The organism is Conexibacter woesei Iso977N (assembly GCF_000424625.1).
GTDB lineage: Bacteria > Actinomycetota > Thermoleophilia > Solirubrobacterales > Solirubrobacteraceae > Baekduia > Baekduia woesei_A.
Window position 1 is genome coordinate 1,341,723 of sequence record NZ_AUKG01000001.1, and the last position, 17,506, is coordinate 1,359,228.

The 17,506-nt window shown below is 73.1% G+C and carries 19 protein-coding genes; 8 read left to right on the forward strand and 11 right to left on the reverse strand.

Translation table 11 applies throughout. From position 1 onward, the window contains the following. Positions 1-48: 48 nt before the first annotated feature. Positions 49-465 (forward strand): plastocyanin/azurin family copper-binding protein, encoded by a 417-nt coding sequence (locus H030_RS0106490; RefSeq protein WP_155891874.1) that lies wholly within the window; start codon positions 49-51, stop codon positions 463-465. Positions 466-481: 16 nt separating this feature from the next. On the opposite strand, the gene H030_RS39565 is transcribed toward H030_RS0106490, so the two are convergent. From H030_RS39565 to H030_RS0106505, 3 genes are read right to left on the reverse strand one after another with little or no spacing between them, the layout of a single operon-like run. Continuing rightward, entirely contained in the window at positions 482-898 is a 417-nt protein-coding gene (locus H030_RS39565) for a cupin domain-containing protein (protein WP_027005524.1), read from the reverse strand. 10 nt (positions 899-908) lie between these two features. Next, positions 909-1,856, reverse strand: a complete 948-nt coding sequence (locus H030_RS39570) for a hypothetical protein (RefSeq protein ID WP_051221877.1) — start codon at positions 1,854-1,856, stop codon at positions 909-911. A 20-nt stretch (positions 1,857-1,876) separates the two neighbouring features. After that, positions 1,877-2,482, reverse strand: a complete 606-nt coding sequence (locus tag H030_RS0106505; protein WP_027005525.1) for a hypothetical protein — start codon at positions 2,480-2,482, stop codon at positions 1,877-1,879. Between the two features lie 155 nt (positions 2,483-2,637). On the opposite strand from H030_RS0106505, the gene H030_RS0106510 reads away from it, so the two are divergent. After that, positions 2,638-3,495, forward strand: a complete 858-nt coding sequence (locus tag H030_RS0106510) for a hypothetical protein (protein WP_027005526.1) — start codon at positions 2,638-2,640, stop codon at positions 3,493-3,495. On the opposite strand, the gene H030_RS29830 is transcribed toward H030_RS0106510, so the two are convergent. From H030_RS29830 to H030_RS29835, 4 genes are read right to left on the reverse strand one after another with little or no spacing between them, the layout of a single operon-like run. Continuing rightward, complete coding sequence (locus tag H030_RS29830; protein WP_051221879.1) at positions 3,452-3,922, reverse strand: SRPBCC family protein; 471 nt, start codon at positions 3,920-3,922, stop codon at positions 3,452-3,454. The genes H030_RS0106510 and H030_RS29830 overlap by 44 nt on opposite strands. Positions 3,923-3,931: 9 nt before the next feature. Then, positions 3,932-4,744, reverse strand: coding sequence for a MaoC/PaaZ C-terminal domain-containing protein (locus tag H030_RS0106520; protein WP_051221881.1), 813 nt, complete (start codon positions 4,742-4,744; stop codon positions 3,932-3,934). Further along, positions 4,741-6,390 carry an FAD-binding dehydrogenase gene (locus H030_RS0106525; RefSeq protein WP_027005528.1) on the reverse strand — a complete coding sequence of 550 codons (1,650 nt, stop codon included), beginning with the start codon at positions 6,388-6,390 and terminating at the stop codon, positions 4,741-4,743. The genes H030_RS0106520 and H030_RS0106525 overlap by 4 nt, the downstream gene beginning before the upstream one ends. 33 nt (positions 6,391-6,423) lie before the next feature. Next, entirely contained in the window at positions 6,424-7,677 is a 1,254-nt protein-coding gene (locus tag H030_RS29835) for an MFS transporter (protein ID WP_081690565.1), read from the reverse strand. Between the two features lie 88 nt (positions 7,678-7,765). Here H030_RS29835 and H030_RS0106535 point away from each other — a divergent pair, with 88 nt between their 5' ends. From H030_RS0106535 to H030_RS0106545, 3 genes are all read left to right on the forward strand, one after another. Then, the gene (locus H030_RS0106535) at positions 7,766-8,659 is read left to right on the forward strand and encodes a LysR family transcriptional regulator (protein ID WP_035125935.1); all 894 of its coding nucleotides are present in this window, start codon (positions 7,766-7,768) and stop codon (positions 8,657-8,659) included. 18 nt (positions 8,660-8,677) lie between these two features. Next, a complete protein-coding gene (locus tag H030_RS29840; protein ID WP_035125937.1) occupies positions 8,678-9,919 on the forward strand; it encodes a low temperature requirement protein A in 1,242 nt (413 codons plus the stop codon). 123 nt (positions 9,920-10,042) lie between these two features. Then, complete coding sequence (locus tag H030_RS0106545; RefSeq protein ID WP_027005530.1) at positions 10,043-10,675, forward strand: response regulator transcription factor; 633 nt, start codon at positions 10,043-10,045, stop codon at positions 10,673-10,675. Here the strand turns inward: H030_RS0106545 and xylB are convergent. Next, a complete protein-coding gene (gene xylB / locus H030_RS0106550; protein WP_027005531.1) occupies positions 10,672-12,105 on the reverse strand; it encodes a xylulokinase in 1,434 nt (477 codons plus the stop codon). The two genes, H030_RS0106545 and xylB, sit on opposite strands and share 4 nt — an antisense overlap. Before the next feature lie 102 nt (positions 12,106-12,207). Between xylB and xylA the strand changes: the two genes are divergently transcribed. Further along, on the forward strand, positions 12,208-13,380 hold the full coding sequence (xylA, locus tag H030_RS0106555; protein WP_027005532.1) for a xylose isomerase: 1,173 nt from the start codon (positions 12,208-12,210) through the stop codon (positions 13,378-13,380). Positions 13,381-13,384: 4 nt separating this feature from the next. Further along, positions 13,385-14,590: an ROK family transcriptional regulator gene (locus H030_RS29845; RefSeq protein ID WP_051221884.1), complete on the forward strand. Its 1,206-nt coding sequence runs from the start codon at positions 13,385-13,387 to the stop codon at positions 14,588-14,590. 32 nt (positions 14,591-14,622) lie between these two features. Here H030_RS29845 and H030_RS0106565 read toward each other — a convergent pair whose 3' ends face one another. Then, the gene (locus H030_RS0106565) at positions 14,623-14,931 is read right to left on the reverse strand and encodes a hypothetical protein (protein ID WP_027005533.1); all 309 of its coding nucleotides are present in this window, start codon (positions 14,929-14,931) and stop codon (positions 14,623-14,625) included. 182 nt (positions 14,932-15,113) lie between these two features. On the opposite strand from H030_RS0106565, the gene H030_RS0106570 reads away from it, so the two are divergent. Continuing rightward, a complete protein-coding gene (locus H030_RS0106570) occupies positions 15,114-15,596 on the forward strand; it encodes a hypothetical protein (RefSeq protein WP_155891877.1) in 483 nt (160 codons plus the stop codon). Here H030_RS0106570 and H030_RS29850 read toward each other — a convergent pair. Further along, on the reverse strand, positions 15,593-16,840 hold the full coding sequence (locus tag H030_RS29850) for an MFS transporter (RefSeq protein WP_081690566.1): 1,248 nt from the start codon (positions 16,838-16,840) through the stop codon (positions 15,593-15,595). The two genes, H030_RS0106570 and H030_RS29850, sit on opposite strands and share 4 nt — an antisense overlap. Before the next feature lie 4 nt (positions 16,841-16,844). Then, the gene (locus H030_RS29855; RefSeq protein ID WP_051221886.1) at positions 16,845-17,465 is read right to left on the reverse strand and encodes a TetR/AcrR family transcriptional regulator; all 621 of its coding nucleotides are present in this window, start codon (positions 17,463-17,465) and stop codon (positions 16,845-16,847) included. Positions 17,466-17,506 lie beyond the last annotated feature (41 nt).

The window sequence follows — 17,506 nt, forward strand, 5'->3', positions numbered from 1 at the left end:
GGCTTGACCGCGGCCTGACATCGGTCGGGAAGGATCCGGAGCCGACCGGTGTCAGTCTCGGTCATGAACTCCAGAAATCGTGTTGTGGCAGGACTTGCGGTGCTCGGTGCGTTGGGTGTCGGTGCTGCGGTCGCGGATGCCGCGGTCAGCGACAACGTCAAGTTGAGTGACTTCAAGGTCACGCCGAGCAAGACGTCGGTGCCGCACGGCAAGGTGACGTTCAACGTCAGCAACAGCTCCGGGATGGAGCACGAGCTGGTCGTCATCAAGACGAACACCAAGGCCGCCAAGCTGAAGCTCGTCAACGGCAAGGCCTCCGAGAAGGGCTCCGTCGGCGAGGTCGAGCTCGCGGGCCACAAGTCCAAGAAGCTGTCGTTGAACCTCAAGAAGGGCCACTACGCCCTGATCTGCAACGTCGGCGGGCACTACATGGCCGGCATGCACGCCGACCTGACCGTCAAGTAGCGACCGCTACAACAACTCAGCGCTTCTGGGAGGCGTCGGGCGATGCCTCCCAGAAGTCGTCGATCTTCGTCGCGTCGCCGTGGCCGAGCGCGCGGGAGACGGCGTACATGTCGACGGGCTCGTCGCCCTCGTTGCGGTGCGAGCGCTTCGTCCTCGGCGCCACCCGGACGACCGCGGGCGCCGACACGCGCTGCACGTCGTCGCCGAAGCGCATCGTCAGCGTGCCCCGGGCCAAGATGTACACCTCCTCGATCTCCTCGTGGAAGTGCCCCGTCCCCTGCTCGAAGTCCGAGTGCGCAGGGACCTGGATCAACGTCAGCGCCAGCTGCTCGGCCTCGCACGCCTCGCCCAGCGGCCGGAACGACCCCGGCACGTCGCTGCCCTCGTAGACGTCGTCGGCCGCGGTCGGATCGATGATGGTGTAGTCGCTCATCGCCCCACGCCTACCCATCGGCCCGCCGCCGGAACACCCACACCGCGCTCGCGATCTGCGGCGGCAGGACCAGCGCGCCGAGCGCCTCGTCCTCCTCCAGCGTCCAGCCGGTCTCGGTCGCCGCGCGATACGCGTCCCAGTTGCCCGCCGCGAACTCCGACCGCGACCCGACCACCACGTACACCTCGACGCTCGCGGTCCGGAACACCTCGGCCTCGAACGGGTTCCCGGCCGGCGGCCACGAGCACAGCACCACCCGCGGCGCCCGCTCGCGCAGCGCGGCCACGGCATCCTGCACGACCACGTCGCCGACCTGCTCGCGCCGCGTCTTCTGCCAGGAGTGGTCGTCGGTCGCGACGACGTCGACACCCTCCGAGCGCAGGAACCGCGACAGCGTCCCGTCGCCCGCGGCGATCTCCACGCACGGCGCCCGGTCGCCGATCAGCTCGCGCAGGCCGCGCACCAGCTCGCGCGAGTAGAAGCAGTAGATCCCTCGCGGCTCGACCAAGGGCATCAAGTACGACTTGTTCCTGACCAAGGGCCATAACAACCGGAACGCCCTCATCGACACCGGCTTGCGCTCCAGCCCGCCGCCCGCGAACAGCAGCCGCTGCGTGATCCACCCGGACACCAGGCCGAACCGCAGCCTCCCGCCCGTGACGCCCGTCGCCGCTGCGACGCCCATCTGCCGCAGCGCGTCGGCCGCCAGCCGCTGGCGCGCCATGACCCGCACGGCCTCCCGGTCGTTGCGGACCGCCGGACCTCCGCCGCCGCCGGCCACCCGCGCCGCGTAGCGCTTGATCGCCTCGACGTCGCCCGCGTCGACGACCGCCGTCAGCTCCCTCTGGACCGTCGCCCACTCGGCCGGGAACCGCTCGCGGATCTCGCTCGCCGGCGGGTCGCCCGCCAGCCACGCGCGGTCGGCGGCGGCGGTGGCCTTCGAGGACGGGGACGGCATCGCCCCATCCTGCCATGCGCTCAGCGCCCGAGCGTCTTGTGCGAGATCACGTCGCAGTGCCGGATCTTGTAGGACTTCTGCGCGCGCCGCGACACGTACAACACGTCATGCCCGCCGCCGCAGTCGACGATCCCGCGGCCGAAGTGCGCCTTGACCCAGTCGTTGCCGCCGCCCGCGCGGATGATGTTCGTCCCGTGCGAGGCGAAGATGATGTCGCGCGAGCCGCTGCCGGTGAGGCGGTCGGTCTGCGACGCCGGCTGGCCGGACGGCTTGTAGTCGCCCCAGATCACGTCGCCCTGCGGCCCGGCGTAGATGGTGTCGTTGCCGTGGCCGCCGAGCAGCTCGTTGTGCCCGCGCCGCGCGACCGACCCGGACCCGGACGCGCACGAGCGGTTCTTGTGCACGCCGTCGCACGAGTACGACGGGTCGGCGCCCCCGAACAGGTCGTGGCCGGGCCGCGCGTCGAGCGGGCGGCTCTGATCCTGCTTGTTCATCAACAAGACGCCGGTGATGCGCGGCCAGCCCTCGTGGCTGGTGTTCGCCGAGGCGGCGATTGGGCCGAGCAGCAGGGCCAGGAGGGCAGCGACCAGCGCCGCCGGGATCAGCAAGGTCCGGTTCAGAGGCATGGTGAGATGGCGGCGCGGTCGTGTGGGGGGTGAGGGCGCCGCCTCGATCCCGAGGCTAACCACGGATCGCGCGCGCTAACGCTCACCTGTCGGAACCCCGACGGCACCTCGTCCGGACGCGTGCCGCCGCAGTGTCCGCCGTAGACTCGACCGTCGTGCGCCGGACCCTCGCCGTCCTCTGCTTCGTGCTCGCGTGCCTGCTGCCGGCGGTCGCGCTGGGGACGTGGTGGGCGTACGGTCTGGCGACGGACACCGACCACTTCGACAGGGTCGCCGCGCCGTTGGCCAGCGACGAGCACGTCCAGTCCGCGGTCGCCGACGAGCTCGTCAACGTCGCGACCGCGCGGCTCGGCGCGGCGGGCGTCCCGGGGGCCGACAGCGCCGCGGTGCGCGCGCAGATCCGGACCGCCGCCGACGCGCTCGTGCAGACCGCCGCCTACCGCAGGGCGTGGCGCTCGGTCCAGCGCGCGGGGCACGCGCGGCTCGCCGCGCGGCTGGACGGGAGCGTGACCGCGCCGCTGACGCTCGACCTCGCGCCGGTCGCCGCCGCGCTGCGGGCGAAGGTCGCGGCGATCCCGGCGCTGCGCGCCGCGGGCGTCCCGGACGCGATCGCCGACCCCGCGCCGGTGGTCGTGCTGACGAAGGACGAGGTCGCCGACGCCAAGCGCGCGACCGACGTCATCAGGATCGTCCGCGGGATCGCGATCCCGGGCGCGGTACTCGCGTTGTTGGGGGTGTTGCTCACCGCGGGCAGCGCGGCGGCGGGGCTGGTCCGGGCCGGGATCGCCGTCGGCGTCGCGACGTTGTTGGTGGTGTTGAGCGACGCGCTGGCGCGCGCGTCGATCAGCGCGAGCGGCGAGACCGGCAGGCTGCGCCTCGCGGTCTACGACGTCCTGACCGACAACCTCGACCACTGGAAGATCGGCGGCGCGGCGGTCGCCGTGGCGCTGGTCGCGCTCGGCGCGGCGTTCAGCGCGCTTGGGCGAGAAGGGTCTCGAGTCCCACGCGCATGAACCGCCGCCAGGCGTGCGCGACGATCGGCTGCAGGATCGCCGCCGCGGCCGCGTTGCGCGGGACGAACGCGTAGGTCCAGCGGACGTCGGTGCCGCCGCCGGGGCGCGCGTCGAACCACCACTGCCCGTGCGCTTCCGCGGCCAGGTGCTTGACCGGGTTGGTGAAGTCCTTGACGGTGTAGGCGAAGTAGGCGGGCGTCCGGCAGTCGGTGACCGCCTCGCGGGCGGTCGAGCCGTCCTTGAGGTGGACCGTGCGCGAGGAGCCCGGCACGTCCCACGGGCCGGACTGGTTGCTGCTGCGCACGACCGCCGGGACCGGTCCCCAACCGGTGAGGATGTCTTCGAGCCTGACCGGGATGAACCGCGCGAACAGCGCGTCGCGGTCCTCGTCGGTGCTCGCGGTGACGGTGGCCGATGGCGTGGGCACGCCGTGATCCTACGCGCCGAACGCGGCGGCGACCGGACCCAGGACCGTCCTGCCGCCCACGACGGCGTGCGCGACCGTGAGGTCGTCCCACGCCTCGAGCTCGATCGCCTCGCCCGGGAAGACCGGCGCCGTGAACCGCCCCTCGAGCCGCACGAGCCGGCCACCACGCGCCCGCTGCAACGCGAGGCCGAGCGCGCCGAACGTGCAGAGCCCATGGAGGAACGGCCGCCCCTGCCCCGTCGCGGCGGAGAGGGCGGGGTCGATGTGCACCGGGTTCCGATCGCCGGAGAGACGATGCAACGCGCTCTGCTCCGGAGTCGTCACGAAGACCGCGCGGAAGTCCGGCGCGCGCGAAGGGGCGGCGGCGGGCGGAGGCGCGGCGGCCGGAGTCTCCGCGGCGGCGGGCGGCTCCGCGGGCGCGGCGTGCTTCGCCAGGCGCGACGCGGCGCCCGGCTCGGCGATCCACCAGGTGGAGGTCGCGGTGGCGTAGTCGCCGACGGTGTCGTGGCAGATCACCAGCGCGGCGCGGGTCTTGTCGACGACCTCGACGACGCGCCGCTCCACGACCGCCGAGCCGGACGGCGGCATCGGGCGGTGCAGCTCCAGCGACTGGCCGGCGTGGAGCAAGGACCCCAACTCGAGTCCGAGCTCCTCCACCATCGGCATCACCAACCCCGCCATCGGGGCCAGCGCGAAGGTCGGCGCGGTGTGGAACTCCGCCGACCCCTCGTACAGCAGCGCCAGGTCCGTCTCCACGCGCGCGCCGACGCTCAAGGCGTACAGGATCGCGTCGCGGTCGGACCAGGCGTAGTCGAACCTCACCCGCCGGACGCTACCGCCCGCCCGGCCGCGCGGCCACTGAAGAGGCAGCCGCCGAGGAACGTGCCTTCGAGCGAGCGGTAGCCGTGCATCCCGCCGCCGCCGAAGCCGGCGACCTCGCCCGCGGCGTAGAGGCCCGGCAGCGGCGCCCCGTCCTCACCCAGCACGCGCGACTGCAGGTCGGTCTCCAGCCCGCCCAGCGACTTGCGCGTCAAGATGGACAACTTGACCGCGACGAGCGGCCCGGCCTTCGGGTCCAGCAGCCGGTGCGGCGTCGCCACGCGGGCGAGGCGGTCCGGGAGGTACTTGCGCGCGCCCCGGATCGCGGTGACCTGGAGGTCCTTGGTGTAGGTGTTGGCCATCTCGCGGTCGCGCGCGACGACCTCCTTCTCCACCTGCGCGAACGGCAGCTCGACGTCGGGCTCCAGCGCCTGCATCCCGGCGACCAGCCGCTCCAGCGACGTCTCCACGACGAAGTCCGCGCCGTGCCTCATGAACGCGTCGACCGGCCCAGGCGCGCCCTTGCCGACGCGCGTCTTCAACACCGCCGCGATCGACTTGCTCGTGATGTCCGGGTTCTGCTCGGAGCCCGACAGCGCGAACTCCTTCTCGATGATCTTCTGCGTCAGCACGAACCACGTGTAGTCGTGGCCGGTCGTCTGGATGTGCTCCAGCGTCCCGAGCGTGTCGAACCCCGGGAACAGCGGCACCGGCAGGCGCCTGCCGGTCGCGTCCAGCCACAGCGACGACGGCCCCGGCAGGATCCGGATGCCGTGCATCGGCCAGATCGGGTCCCAGTTGTTGATGCCCTCGACGTAGTGCCACATGCGGTCGGGGTTGATCGTGCTCGCGCCCGCGTCCTGGGCGATCTGCAGCATCCGCCCGTCGACATGGGCCGGTACGCCGGAGATCATCCGCGCCGGCGGCGTGCCGAGCCGCTGCGGCCAGACCTTCCGGACCAGCTCGTGGTTGCCGCCGATCCCGCCCGACGTGACGATCACCGCCGGAGCGCTCAACGAGAACTCCCCGACGACCTCGCGCGACGACGCCTCGCCACGGCCCACGCCCGAGGGCGCCAGCACCGACCCGGCAACCCCATCAACAACTCCGCCGGTCACGTTCAGCGCATCGACGCGGTGCCGGAACCGCAGCTCCACCAGCCCGCGCGCCACGCCGTCGCGCACGATCTGCACGAACGGCGCGATCACGCCCGGCCCCGTGCCCCACGTGACGTGGAAGCGCGGCACCGAGTTGCCGTGCCCGTTGGCGTCGTAGCCACCGCGCTCGGCCCAGCCCGGGTTCGGCAGGAACCGGATGCCCCTGCCGTGCATCCACTCCCGCTTCTCGCCCGCCGCCCACTGCACGTAGGCCTCGGCCCAGCGTGCCGGCCACAGATCCTCCGGGCGGTCGAAGCCGGCCGTCCCCTGCCAGTCCTGCCACGCCAGCTCGTAGGAGTCCTTGACGCCCATCCGCCGCTGCTCGGGCGAGTTCACCAGGAAGATCCCGCCGAACGACCAGAACGCCTGGCCGCCCAGCGACGCCTCCGGCTCCTGGTCGACGAGCACCACCCGCTTGCCCGCCTCGACCAGCTCACTCGCGGCGACGAGGCCGGCCAGGCCGGCCCCGACGACGATCGCATCAGCGTTCATTGCAGACTCCCTGCGAAAACATGACGCAGAATTCTAAACCGGCTGGGCCACCGGCGCGCTCCGCCTCGGCGCGCCCGCGCCCAGCAGGCGCGGTGCGGCGGCGAGGATCGCGGCCGCCTCGAGGATCGCGAAGCCGAGCAGCGTGTTCTTCGCGGAGGTGAACTGCAGCGCGATGCCCGCGCCGACGACCGGGATCGACAGGCCGACGTAGCCCGCCAGGAACAGGCCGGCCAGCGCCTCGGCGCGGGTCTCGGCGGGGGAGATCTGGATCACGGTCGCGACCGAGCCCTTGAAGACCGCGCCCGCGCCTGCGCCCATCACGGCGCCGCCGGCGATGAAGACGCCGAGCGACGGCGTCGAGAGCCAGGCGGCCAGCGTGACCAGCGCCATGCCCAAGACCATCAACACGATCCCGCTCGCCAGCGTCCGGCGCGGGGCCCACGACGCGGCCAGCGTCTGCATCAGCACGCCGCCGCCGAACATCGCCGCGATCGTCACGCCGACCAGCGCGTGCGACGTGTGGTGCAGCGTGCCGACCAGGAACGTCCCGGCCAGCCCGGTGAACAGCCCCAGCGCGCCGAAGGCCAGGAACGCGCCCGCGGCCGCCGCGGCGAACGCGCCGCGCGACTCCTCGGGCACCGACACACGCTGCACGCGGTAGGCCGGGAACGGGTCCGGGCGGTCGCGCGTCTCGGGCGTGAACACCACGACCGACAAGGCCACCGACAACAACACCAAGAACACCACGTACGGGACCGTCAGCGGCGCGCCGACCCACTGCGCCAGGAACCCGGACACGAGCGGGCCGAGGCCCAGCCCGCCGACGTTGACGGCGGTCGCCGTGAGCTGCGCACGCCGAGGGGAGTCGTCCGGGCGCGCCGCGGAGTGCAGCTCGGCCAGCCACGCGGTCGCGGTCGCCGCGACGACGCCGACCGACAGGCCGTTGACGATCCGGGCCGCGATCAGCCCGGCCGTGTCGCGCCAGACGAGGAACAGCACCGCCGACACGATCGACAGGACGATCGCGGGGATCAGCACGCGGCGGCGCCCGTGCCAGTCGGAGATGTGGCCGGCGGTCAGCAGCGCGGTCACGACGCCGATCGCGTACGCGCCGTAGATGACCGTGACCATGAACGATGAGAACCCGTCGCGCGCCTGGTAGAGGCCGTAGAGCGGGCTGGGGACGGTGGAGAACGCCATGACCGCGAGGAACGCGAAGGCGACGGCGTAGAAGCCGATGCCGTGGTGCCTGCGCGACGCGGAGGCGGTGGGGAGGGAGCGGGTCATGTAAGACACCATGCCACCGCTCTTCATCATCCGACACGCATATCCACAATGACGGTGATCTCCCTGCGCGATAACGTTGCGAACCGCGATGGAGCTGCGACACCTCGAGACCTTCGTCGCCGTCGCGGAGGAGCGCTCGTTCTCCCGCGCGGCCGAGCGCCTGCACGTCGTGCAGTCCGCGGTCAGCGCGACGATCCGCAACCTCGAGGCCGAGTGGGGCGTCCGCCTCTTCCACCGCACAACTCATCGCGTCGAGCTGAGCGACGCCGGCCACGCGCTCCTGCCCGAGGCCCGCCAGACCCTCCAAGCGGCGGCCAACACCGCCCACGCCGTCGACGAGGTCCGCGGCGGCCTGCGCGGCACGATCCGCCTCGGGATCATGCAGGCGACGCTCGGCGCCGGCGGCATCTCGGTCGCCGCCGCGATCTCCGCGTTCCGCGCCGCGCACCCCGCGGTCACCGTCACCGCGCGCCAGGGCGGCAGCGCCGAGCAGGCCGAGCGCGTCCGCACCGGCGAGCTCGACGTCGCGTTCCTCGGCATGCCCGACGACACGCTGCCCGGCCTGAGGCTCGACCTGATCGTCGAGCCGCCGCTGCGCTTCGCGTGCACGCTCGACCACCCGCTGGCCCACCGCCGCAGCGTCTCCCTCCAAGACCTCCAACAAGAGCCGTTCGCCGAGCTGCCGCCGACGTGGGGCATCCGGATCGCCAACGACCGCGCGTTCGCCGCCGCCGGCGTCCAGCGCACGATCGCCTACGAGATCAACGACGTCGCGACCGTCGCCGACTTCATCCGCCACGGCCTCGCGGTCGGGATCGTCTCGCCCGCCCAGGTCCGGACGCCGGACCCCAACATCACGTTCATCCCGATCCGCCGCCACGCGCCCCGCTTCATCATCTCGCTGGCGACCCCCGAGGGCCGGCGCGCCAGCCCCGCCACGCGCGCGTTCGTCGCGATGGCGCTGGACAACGCGCCCGCCTAGGCTGCGACCCACACCAACATGACGCACTTCGCCCGCCCCCGAGGAGACGAGCAGCGCGCCACGTCGCTGGAGCTGTTCTACGACCTGGTCTTCGTCTTCGCCGTCACGCAGATCAGCCACCACCTGCTCGGCCACCTGGACTGGACCGGCGCCGGCCAGTCCGCGCTGCTGCTGCTCGTCGTGTGGTGGTCGTGGAACTACACGACGTGGGTCACCAACGAGCTGGACCCGGAGTCGCCGGTCGTCCGCCTGCTGATGATCGCGCTGATGCTGGCGAGCCTCCTGATGGCCGTCGCGATCCCGCACGCCTTCGGCGACGACGCGCTGTTGTTCATCGTGTCGTACCTGGCGATTCAGATCGGCCGCCACACGTTCCTGACGTTCGCGGCCGCCGACGCGGGGGAGCCGGAGCGCACGCGCGCCGCCGCGATCCTCGTGTGGTTCTGCTTCGCCGCGCCGTTCTGGCTGGCGGGCGCGCTGGTCGACGAGGGCCCCGCGCGGACGATCCTCTGGCTGATCGCGCTGGCGATCGACTACGCCGCGCCGCTCGTCACGTTCCGGCTGCCCGGGCGCGCGTTGACGATCGACGCGTGGGAGGTCGAGACCTCCCACTTCTCCGAGCGCTTCGGGGCGTTCATCATCATCGCGCTGGGCGAGTCGGTCGTCGTGACCGGCGCGACGACCTCCGAGCTGGGGCTGGACGCGCACACGCTCGTCGCCTTCGGGACCGCGTTCCTCGGCACCGCCGCGCTGTGGTGGCTGTACTTCACGGGCGTCGCCCGGATCGCCGAGATGCGCCTGCGCAAGGCCGGGCCGAAGCGGACCGCGATGGCGCGCGACGCCTACACCTACCTGCACGTCGTGCTCGTCGCGGCGATCGTGGTGTCCGCCGTCGGCGACGAGCTGGTGATCGCCCATCCCGGCGAGTCGCTGGAGACGGCCGACCTGATCGCGGTCGTCGCCGGACCCGCGCTCTACCTGCTCGCCCACGCGCTCTTCCGCCTGCGCGTGTCCGGGACGCTCGGCTGGCGCCGCCCGCTCGGCGCCGCGGTGGCGGTCGTCCTCGGCGCGGGCCTCGGCGCGCTCGACGCCAGCGCGCTGCTGATCGCGATCGTGTTGTTGTTGGTGTTGGTCGCCGTGATCGCGGGCGACCAGGCCGCCGCGACGCGCCGCCGCCGGCAGGGCCTGCCGACCCCGCTGGAGCGGGCCATGCACGAGCTCGAGGCGGCCGACGCCGCCGACACGCCGCCGACCGGCTGAGCCGCTCGGAGGGAGCGTCAGCAGCATGACGGCAGCGCGCCTCCGTGTCCGATGACGGCGAGTACCGCTCGCCGATAGGGGATACTCAGCGATCACGTAGTCAAAATCTCAAGGGGATGAGGCATGACCTACAGCGTCGTCGTGGCCGACGACCACCCGGTCTACCTGGACGCGCTCAGCCGTGCGGTCGACCAGTCAGCGGAGCTTGCGCTCGCCGGTACCGCCAACGACGGCGCCGAGGCCGTCGAGCTGATCGTCAACGTCCGGCCCGACGTCGCGGTGCTCGACGTCGAGATGCCCATCCACAGCGGCCCGTCGGTCGCCGCCAGGCTCGCGCAGCTCGAGCTGCCGACGCGCGTGCTGTTCCTGAGCGCCCATCGCGACGGCGCGACGGTCTACGACGCGCTCGCCGCCGGCGGCTACGGCTACGTCACCAAGGACGCCTCGATGCGGGAGATCCAGGAGGCGGTCCTGCGCGTCGCCGCCGGGGTCCGCTCGCTGGGGGCCGACGTCGAGCATCAGGTCATCGGGGAGATCCAGGTCCGGGCCGAGCGCCAGACGCTCGACCTCACTGAGCGTGAGCGCTCGGTCCTGGAGCTGGCGGTGCAGGGACTGACGGTCATCGCGATGGGCAGGGAGCTGCACCTGAGCCCGGCGACCGTGAAGGTCCACCTGAGCACGTTGTACGCCAAGCTTGGCGTGAGCGACCGCGCCTCCGCCGTGGCCGAGGCGATCCGGCGGGGCCTCGTGGCCTAAGCCTGGCCGTCCGCGGCCTTCAGCGCCGGGTACAGCGCGCGGAACGACGCGCGCTGCTGCGCGTAGGCGGCGGCGAGGTCCGGGTCCGGCTCGGTCCGCGCGGTGGGGTGGACGCAGGCGGCGACGGCGTCCTGGACGGTTGCGAACGCCCCGGCCGCGACGCCGCCGAGCAGCGCCGCGCCGAACGCGGCGCCGGCCTCGGAGGCGGTGCGCTCCAGCGGGACGTCCAGCGTGGCGGCGACGATGTCGGTCCACAGCGCCGAGCGCGCGCCGCCGCCGGAGAAGCGCCCGATCGTAGGCTTCGGGTCGATCAGGTCCCACCCGTCGGCGAGCCCCTGGGCGACGCCTTCGAGCACCGCGCGGGTCAGCGCGCCGCGGTCGTGGCGCAGGTCGAGGCCGAGGAACGCCGCGCGGACGTTCGCGTCGGCGTGGGGCGTGCGCTCGCCGGAGAGGTACGGGGCGAACCGCAATCCCTCGACGCCCGGCTCCCAGCGCGCGGCTTCGGCGGTGAGCGTGCCGAACTCCGCGCCGCCGGTCGCGTCGCGCAGCCAGCGCAGGGCGCCCGCCGCGGACAGCTCGACACCCATCACATGCCACGCGCCCGGGACCGCATGGCAGAACGCGTGGAGCCGGCCTTCTGGGTCCGGGGCGTATTGGTCCCGCGCCGCGAACACCACGCCGCTCGTCCCCAGCACGATCGACGCCGGGCCTTGTTCATCAACAACGCCCATGCCGAGCGCGCCCGCCGCCTGGTCGCCCGCGCCGGCGGCGACCGGGACGCCGTCCTGCGTGTAGCCGCTCACCTCGGGCGACTCGACGACGCGCGGCAGCCACGCCGCATCCGCACCGAAGACCTCGAGCAGCTCCGGGCTCCACGCCCGCGCGCCGACGTCGAGCAGCAGCGTGCCGGAGGCATCCGCGACATCCGTGACGCGCTCGCCCGTCAGGCGGAACCGCACGTAGTCCTTCGGCAGCAGGACATGCCGGATCTTCTCGAAGGTCTCGGGCTCGTTCTCGGCCAACCACACCAACTTGGGCGCGGTGAACCCGGCCAGCGCGCGGTTCCCACTCAGCGCGACGAGCCGCTCCACGCCGACCCGAGCCTCGACCGCATCGCACTGCGGCTGGCTCCGCCCGTCGTTCCACAGGATCGCCGGCCGTAACGGCTCGTCGTCGGCGCCCAGCACGACCAGCCCATGCATCTGCCCGGTCAGCCCGATCCCGTCGATCGGCGCGCCGCCCGCGCCGCGCAGCTCGGCCAGGACCTGCTGCGTCGCGCGCCACCAGTCCTCGGGGTCCTGCTCGGCCCAGCCCGGCCGCGGCGTCGACAGCGGGTACGACGCCTCGGCTTCGGCCACCACCGTCCCGGTCTCGTCGATCACGAGCCCCTTGACGGAGGTCGTCCCGACGTCGATTCCCGCGAAGCGCATCGTGCAGATATTGCCAAGAACTGCGCAGAACCTGCAACGACATTGCGTCGATTCTGCGCAGAGGTGGGCAAAACACGCCCGGAATCTGGTACCAATCCGGCCATGGCGACCGACAGCGACGCACTCACCCCGCGACCCGAGCATCGCTTCACGTTCGGGCTCTGGACCGTCGGCAACCCCGGCCGCGACCCGTTCGGCGATCCCGTGCGCGCGCCTGTCGACCCGGTCGACTCGGTCCACCGGCTCGCCGACCTCGGCGCCTGGGGCCTGTCGCTGCACGACGACGACCTCGTCCCCTACGGCACGCCCGCCGCCGAGCACGAGCGGATCGTCGCGCGCTTCGACGCCGCGCTGCAGGAGCGCTCGATGGGCATCGGGATGGCCACCACCAACCTGTTCGGCCACCCCGCGTTCAAGGACGGCGCCTTTACCTCCAACGACCGCGCGGTGCGCCGGGCGGCGATCGGCAAGGCCATGAAGTCGATTGACCTCGCCGCTCGCCTGCGGGCCGAGAACTACATCTTCTGGGGCGGTCGCGAGGGCACCGAGGTCGGCGCGGCCAAGGACCCGCGCGACGCGCTTGAGCGCTACCGCGAGGCCATCAACATCCTGGCCGACTACGTCGTCGAGCAGGACTACAACTTGCGCTTCGCCATCGAGCCCAAGCCCAACGAGCCGCGCGGCGACCTGTGGCTGCCGACCGTCGGCCACGCGCTGCACTTCATCACCACCCTCGACCGACCGGACATGTGCGGCGTCAACCCCGAGGTCGCCCACGAGACCATGGCGGGCCTGGCCTTCCACCAAGGTGTAGGCCAAGCGCTGTGGGCCGGGAAGCTGTTCCACATCGACCTCAACGCCCAGCGGATCGGCCGCTACGACCAGGACTTCCGCTTCGGCGCCGAGGACCTCAAGGAGGCCTTCATGTTGGTGCGGTTGCTCGAGCGCGCCGGCTACGACGGCCCCCGCCACTTCGACGCGCACGCCTACCGGACCGAGGACGCCGACGGCGTCTGGGACTTCGCCCGCGGCTGCATGCGCACCTACCTCGCGCTCGCCGAGAAGGCCAAGCACTTCGACGCGCTCCCCGAGGTCCAGGAGGCGCTGGCCGCCGCGTCGGTGCCGGAGCTCGCCGAGCCCTCGGTCCCGGGCGGCCTCGCCGAGGCGGAGGCGCTGAAGGCCGAGTCCACCACCCTGGACGCGCTCGCCCAGCGCGGGTACTTCAACGAGCGCCTGGACCAGCTGGTCGTGGACGTGCTGATGGGCCTGCGCTAGCCGCGTGCCGACGGCCGACCGCAACCGGCTGCGCGTCCTCGACGCGCTCCTGCGCTCGGGCCCGGCGAGCCGGGTCGAGCTGATCGAGGCGACGGGGCTGTCGCGGACGACGGTGTCGAAGCTCGTCGGCGAGCTGCTGGCCGAAGGGCTCGTCGCCGAGCGCGACGGCGGGGGCGACGGCGGCGCCGGGCGCCCGGCGGCCGTGCTCGCGCTGGACCCCGCGGCGGGCGCGGCGGTCGGGATCGACTTCGGGCACGACCTGGTCCGGGTCGCGGTCGCCGACCTCTCGGGCGCGGTGCTGGCCGAGGCGCGCAGGGACATCGACGTCGACGCGCGGGCCGGCGAGGCGATCGCGCTGGCGGCGAGGATGGTCGGCGCCGAGCTCAGGCGCGCGCGGCTGCGCCGCGACCAGGTCGTCGGGATCGGCGTCGCGGTCAGCGCGCCGATCATGCGCAGCCCGGCCGACCCCGGCGCGACGCCGGCGCGCTCCGGCGGCGCCACCTCGATCCTGCCCGGCTGGGGCCCGTTCGCGCCAGGCGGCGAGCTGGAGCGGCGGCTCGGCCGGCCGGTCCTGATGGGCAACGACGCGAACCTCGGCGCGCTGGCCGAGGTCCGCGACGGCGCCGGGCGCGGCGCGCGCAACGTCGTCTACGTGATGCTCTCCGGCGGCATCGGCGCCGGGCTGATCCTCGACGGCCGGCTGTTCCTCGGCCACTCCGGCCTGACCGGAGAGCTCGGCCACGTCGTCGCCGACCGCGACGGCCGGATCTGCCGCTGCGGCAACCGTGGCTGCCTGGAGACCGTGGCGTCGGCCGCCGCGTTGTTGGACGACCTGCGCCCGCTCCACGGCCCGGACCTGACGGTCGCCGGCGCGATCGCGCTGGCCCGCGACGGCGACCCCGGCGCGCGGCGCCTGTTCGCCGACGCCGGCCGGACCGTCGGCCGCGCGGTCGGCGCGATCTGCAACGTCGTCAACCCCGAGCGCGTGATCGTCGGCGGCGAGCTCGGCGTCGTCGGCGACGTCCTCGTCGACGCCGTCGCCGAAGGCATCGCCCGCTCGGCCATGCCCGCGATCGCCGCCGACGCCCAGGTCGTCCCCGGCTCGCTCGGAGAGCGCGCCGAGGTGCTCGGCGCCATCGGCCTCGTCCTCGCCGAGACCCGCGCCGACGCGATCGCCGTCAGGCGCAGGTCCAAGTCGTCTGGCCCCTGATATGTGGGGGTCAGACGACTTGGACTCACCGCCTAGGCGGGTGCCGCCTCGTCGAGGAACTCGAAGTGCAGGCCGTGGCGCAGGCCGACCAGCGACGCGAGGCGCTCCGAGAACGCGATGAAGTCCGACGGGTGGCGGGCGACGGCGGGTCGCGCGAGCGCCAGCTCGCCGGCGGCGAACGCCAGGCCGGCGGTGTTGATGACGACGTCCGGGATCCTGACGGCGATCCAGCCGTCGTCCTTGAAGGCGGTCGCGAGGTCCGGGCGGGCGAAGGCGGCCCGCGACGTCAGCTCGACGACCGCGTCCGCGGGCTCGCTGCAGAGGGGAGGGGAGAGGGCCATGCCCAGCAGGCTGGCATCAACGCGACCGCTCCTCGGCGGGGTCTTCCTGTGTTCGGGAGGGTGGAGGCCCGAATCGCAAGGTGTGGGCACCCGGTGGAAGGAACACCTGGACGAAAGGCTCAGCACGCGCCCAGTCGTCCGGTGTACAGTCGGCACAGATCGGCGATCTTGGAGGAGACGCAGTGATCGACCTGAAGGTCCCGGCGGGACGGCAGGATGCTGGACGCATCCGTCGCGGCGCTGCGGGCGTGCTTGTCGTGGCGATGGACGAATGTGGGCTCGCGGAGGCGCTTCCGGTCGCCAACGCGCGCGCCGCGGCCCTCGGCGCGAAGGTGACCGTATGCGGTCCCGCGCGGATGCCGTTCTGGTGGGCGGTCGCCGCCAGCGGCTGGATGATGATGCCGCGCCCGTGGGCCGAGGACTCGCGCCTGCGCGCCGAGGACGAGCTGCGCGAGCGCGTCTGCCGGCTCGGCGACGGCGGTGAGTGCGGCGTCGTGTGCCGCCACGGCCGCGCCGAGGTCTGGCTCGCGAAGGTGCTGGCCGCCGGGCGCTACGAGACCGTCCTGGTCGGGGCGAGCAAGCTCGGCCGGCGCCGTCGCAGGCGCCTCGCCGGGATCGCCGGCGACGAGCGCACGTTCGCGATCCTCACGCCGCTCGACAGCTAGACGAGCTCGGCCGTCGCCGCGTGCAGCGTCGGGCTCGGCGCGTCGGGCGCGCCCACGCGGTCGGCGAGGTCGCAGCGGCGCATCCGCGTCGCCAGCGCGCCGACCAGGTAGGCCACGCCCGCCAGGACGAACGTCGCCGGGGCGCCGAAGCTCGACGCGACCAGGCCCGCGGTCGCCGAGCCGAGCGCGATCCCGCCGGTGATCGCCGACGTCTCCAGCGTGTAGGCCTCGGTCAGCGTCCCCTCCGGCGCGACGTCCGCCATCAAGGCGTACAACACGCCGAACAGCGGGGCGATCGCCGCGCCCGCGACGGCCAGGCCGAGCCCGAGCACCGCGATCGACGGCGACGCGCCGAGCGGGAACGACGCCACGCCGCAGATCGTGATCAGCCACATCATCGCCTTGACGGGATCCCTGTCGCTGGCGTGCCCGCGCGTCCACAGCACGCCGCCGATGAAGCTGCCGACGCCCCAGAGCGCGAACATCAGGCCGGTCGCCGGCTTCTGGCCGAGGTGGTCGGCGAGCGTCACGATCGACAGCTCGGTGGCGCCGAACGCGACGCCCATCGCGGTCGCGACGATCAGCAGCAGCCGGACGCCCGGCGACGACAGCGCGCCGCCCGCGGGCCGGACCGGAGCATGTTCATCATGATGCCGCGGCCCGCCGAGGCGCCGCGTCTCCGGCAGGCCGGCGAACACGAGCGAGCAGACGCCGAGCAGCAGGCCGGCCGAGGCCAGCGCGATCGCGGCGCCCGTGGCGCTCGCCATCGAGATCAGGACCAGCGGGCCGGTCATGAACGCCAGCTCCTGCAGCGACGCGTCGAGCGTGACGAGCGCGTTGAAGCCCTCCCGGTCCAGGATCCGTCGCCAGAGCACGCGCACGCACGACGAGATCGGCGGCTGGACGGCCCCGATCATCGCGGCGACGAGCACGAACACCGGTGCCGGCGTCCCGGCCGGAAGCAGCGCGAACGCCGCCACGGCGAACGTGACGACCGCGCCGGTGAGCGTCAGGACGAGCGGCTGGCCGAAGCGGTCGATCGCGCGGCCCAGCAGCGGCGAGAACGCCGCCATGCCGAGCGCGCAGGCGCCGGAGCAGATGCCCGCGATCGCGTAGGAGAAGCCGAGGTGGCGGACCTGCAGCACGAGCAGGAGGCCGAGCGCCGACGGCGGAACGCGAGCGAGAAGAGCAAGAGCGAGCGTGCGCGGCACCCCGGGGGCGCGCACTGCGGTGGCGGGGGACATCGCGTCATCCCGCCTTGACGAGGGCCGCGGTCAGGCGGCCCAGCTGCTTGGCGACCGTCGCGCGGTCGAACGGGCCGGCGATGACCAGGTGGTGGGAGACGATGCCGTCGATCGCCGCGCCGAGCAGCTCGGCGTCGTCGTGGGTCGCGGGCGCGCCGACGTTGCGCAGGACCTCCTGCAGCACGTCGGTGTAGTCGTCGACCCAGCGCTTGGCGATCGGGCGCAGCTCCGGGCGCCGCAGCGCCTCGAGCCACAGCGCGCCGTCGACGACCGCGCACTCGCGGCGCTCGGTGCAGGCGCGCTCGATGTACGCCGCCAGCTCGGCGGCGATCGTCCTCTTGGTCCACTCGCGGGAGTCGGCGCGCAGCGCGTCGACGTGCTGGAGGTCGCGCTCGATCGCGTGCTCCAGCGCCGCCCGCACCATGTCCTCCTTGGAGGCGAACCAGTACGTCGTGGCGGCCAGGGGGAGTCCGGCTTCGGCGGCGACGAGCCGGTGGGTGAGGCCGTCGGGACCGACGCGGGCGATGACGGTCAGCGCCGCCTCGGTGATGGCGGCCTTGCGCGCCTCGCCACGGGGCGCGGTCTTCGGGGAGGAGGGGGAATTGGTGGCTGGGGAGGAGGCCATCGGTACGAATGTACCAAAACCGGTACAGATGTCTCAATCGG

Excerpts from the sequence above, each read along its gene's own strand:
- H030_RS0106505 (WP_027005525.1), bottom strand. The coding sequence starts at position 2,482 with ATGCCTCTGAACCGGACCTTGCTGATCCCGGCGGCGCTGGTCGCTGCC.
- H030_RS29840 (WP_035125937.1), top strand. The coding sequence starts at position 8,678 with ATGACGCACTTCGCCCGCCCCCGAGGAGACGAGCAGCGCGCCACGTCG.
- H030_RS29835 (WP_081690565.1), bottom strand. The coding sequence starts at position 7,677 with ATGACCCGCTCCCTCCCCACCGCCTCCGCGTCGCGCAGGCACCACGGC.
- H030_RS0106525 (WP_027005528.1), bottom strand. The coding sequence starts at position 6,390 with ATGAACGCTGATGCGATCGTCGTCGGGGCCGGCCTGGCCGGCCTCGTC.
- xylA (WP_027005532.1), top strand. The coding sequence starts at position 12,208 with ATGGCGACCGACAGCGACGCACTCACCCCGCGACCCGAGCATCGCTTC.
- H030_RS39570 (WP_051221877.1), bottom strand. The coding sequence starts at position 1,856 with ATGCCGTCCCCGTCCTCGAAGGCCACCGCCGCCGCCGACCGCGCGTGG.
- H030_RS29850 (WP_081690566.1), bottom strand. The coding sequence starts at position 16,840 with ATGTCCCCCGCCACCGCAGTGCGCGCCCCCGGGGTGCCGCGCACGCTC.
- H030_RS0106565 (WP_027005533.1), bottom strand. The coding sequence starts at position 14,931 with ATGGCCCTCTCCCCTCCCCTCTGCAGCGAGCCCGCGGACGCGGTCGTC.
- xylB (WP_027005531.1), bottom strand. The coding sequence starts at position 12,105 with ATGCGCTTCGCGGGAATCGACGTCGGGACGACCTCCGTCAAGGGGCTC.
- H030_RS29855 (WP_051221886.1), bottom strand. The coding sequence starts at position 17,465 with ATGGCCTCCTCCCCAGCCACCAATTCCCCCTCCTCCCCGAAGACCGCG.
- H030_RS0106545 (WP_027005530.1), top strand. The coding sequence starts at position 10,043 with ATGACCTACAGCGTCGTCGTGGCCGACGACCACCCGGTCTACCTGGAC.
- H030_RS0106535 (WP_035125935.1), top strand. The coding sequence starts at position 7,766 with ATGGAGCTGCGACACCTCGAGACCTTCGTCGCCGTCGCGGAGGAGCGC.
- H030_RS39565 (WP_027005524.1), bottom strand. The coding sequence starts at position 898 with ATGAGCGACTACACCATCATCGATCCGACCGCGGCCGACGACGTCTAC.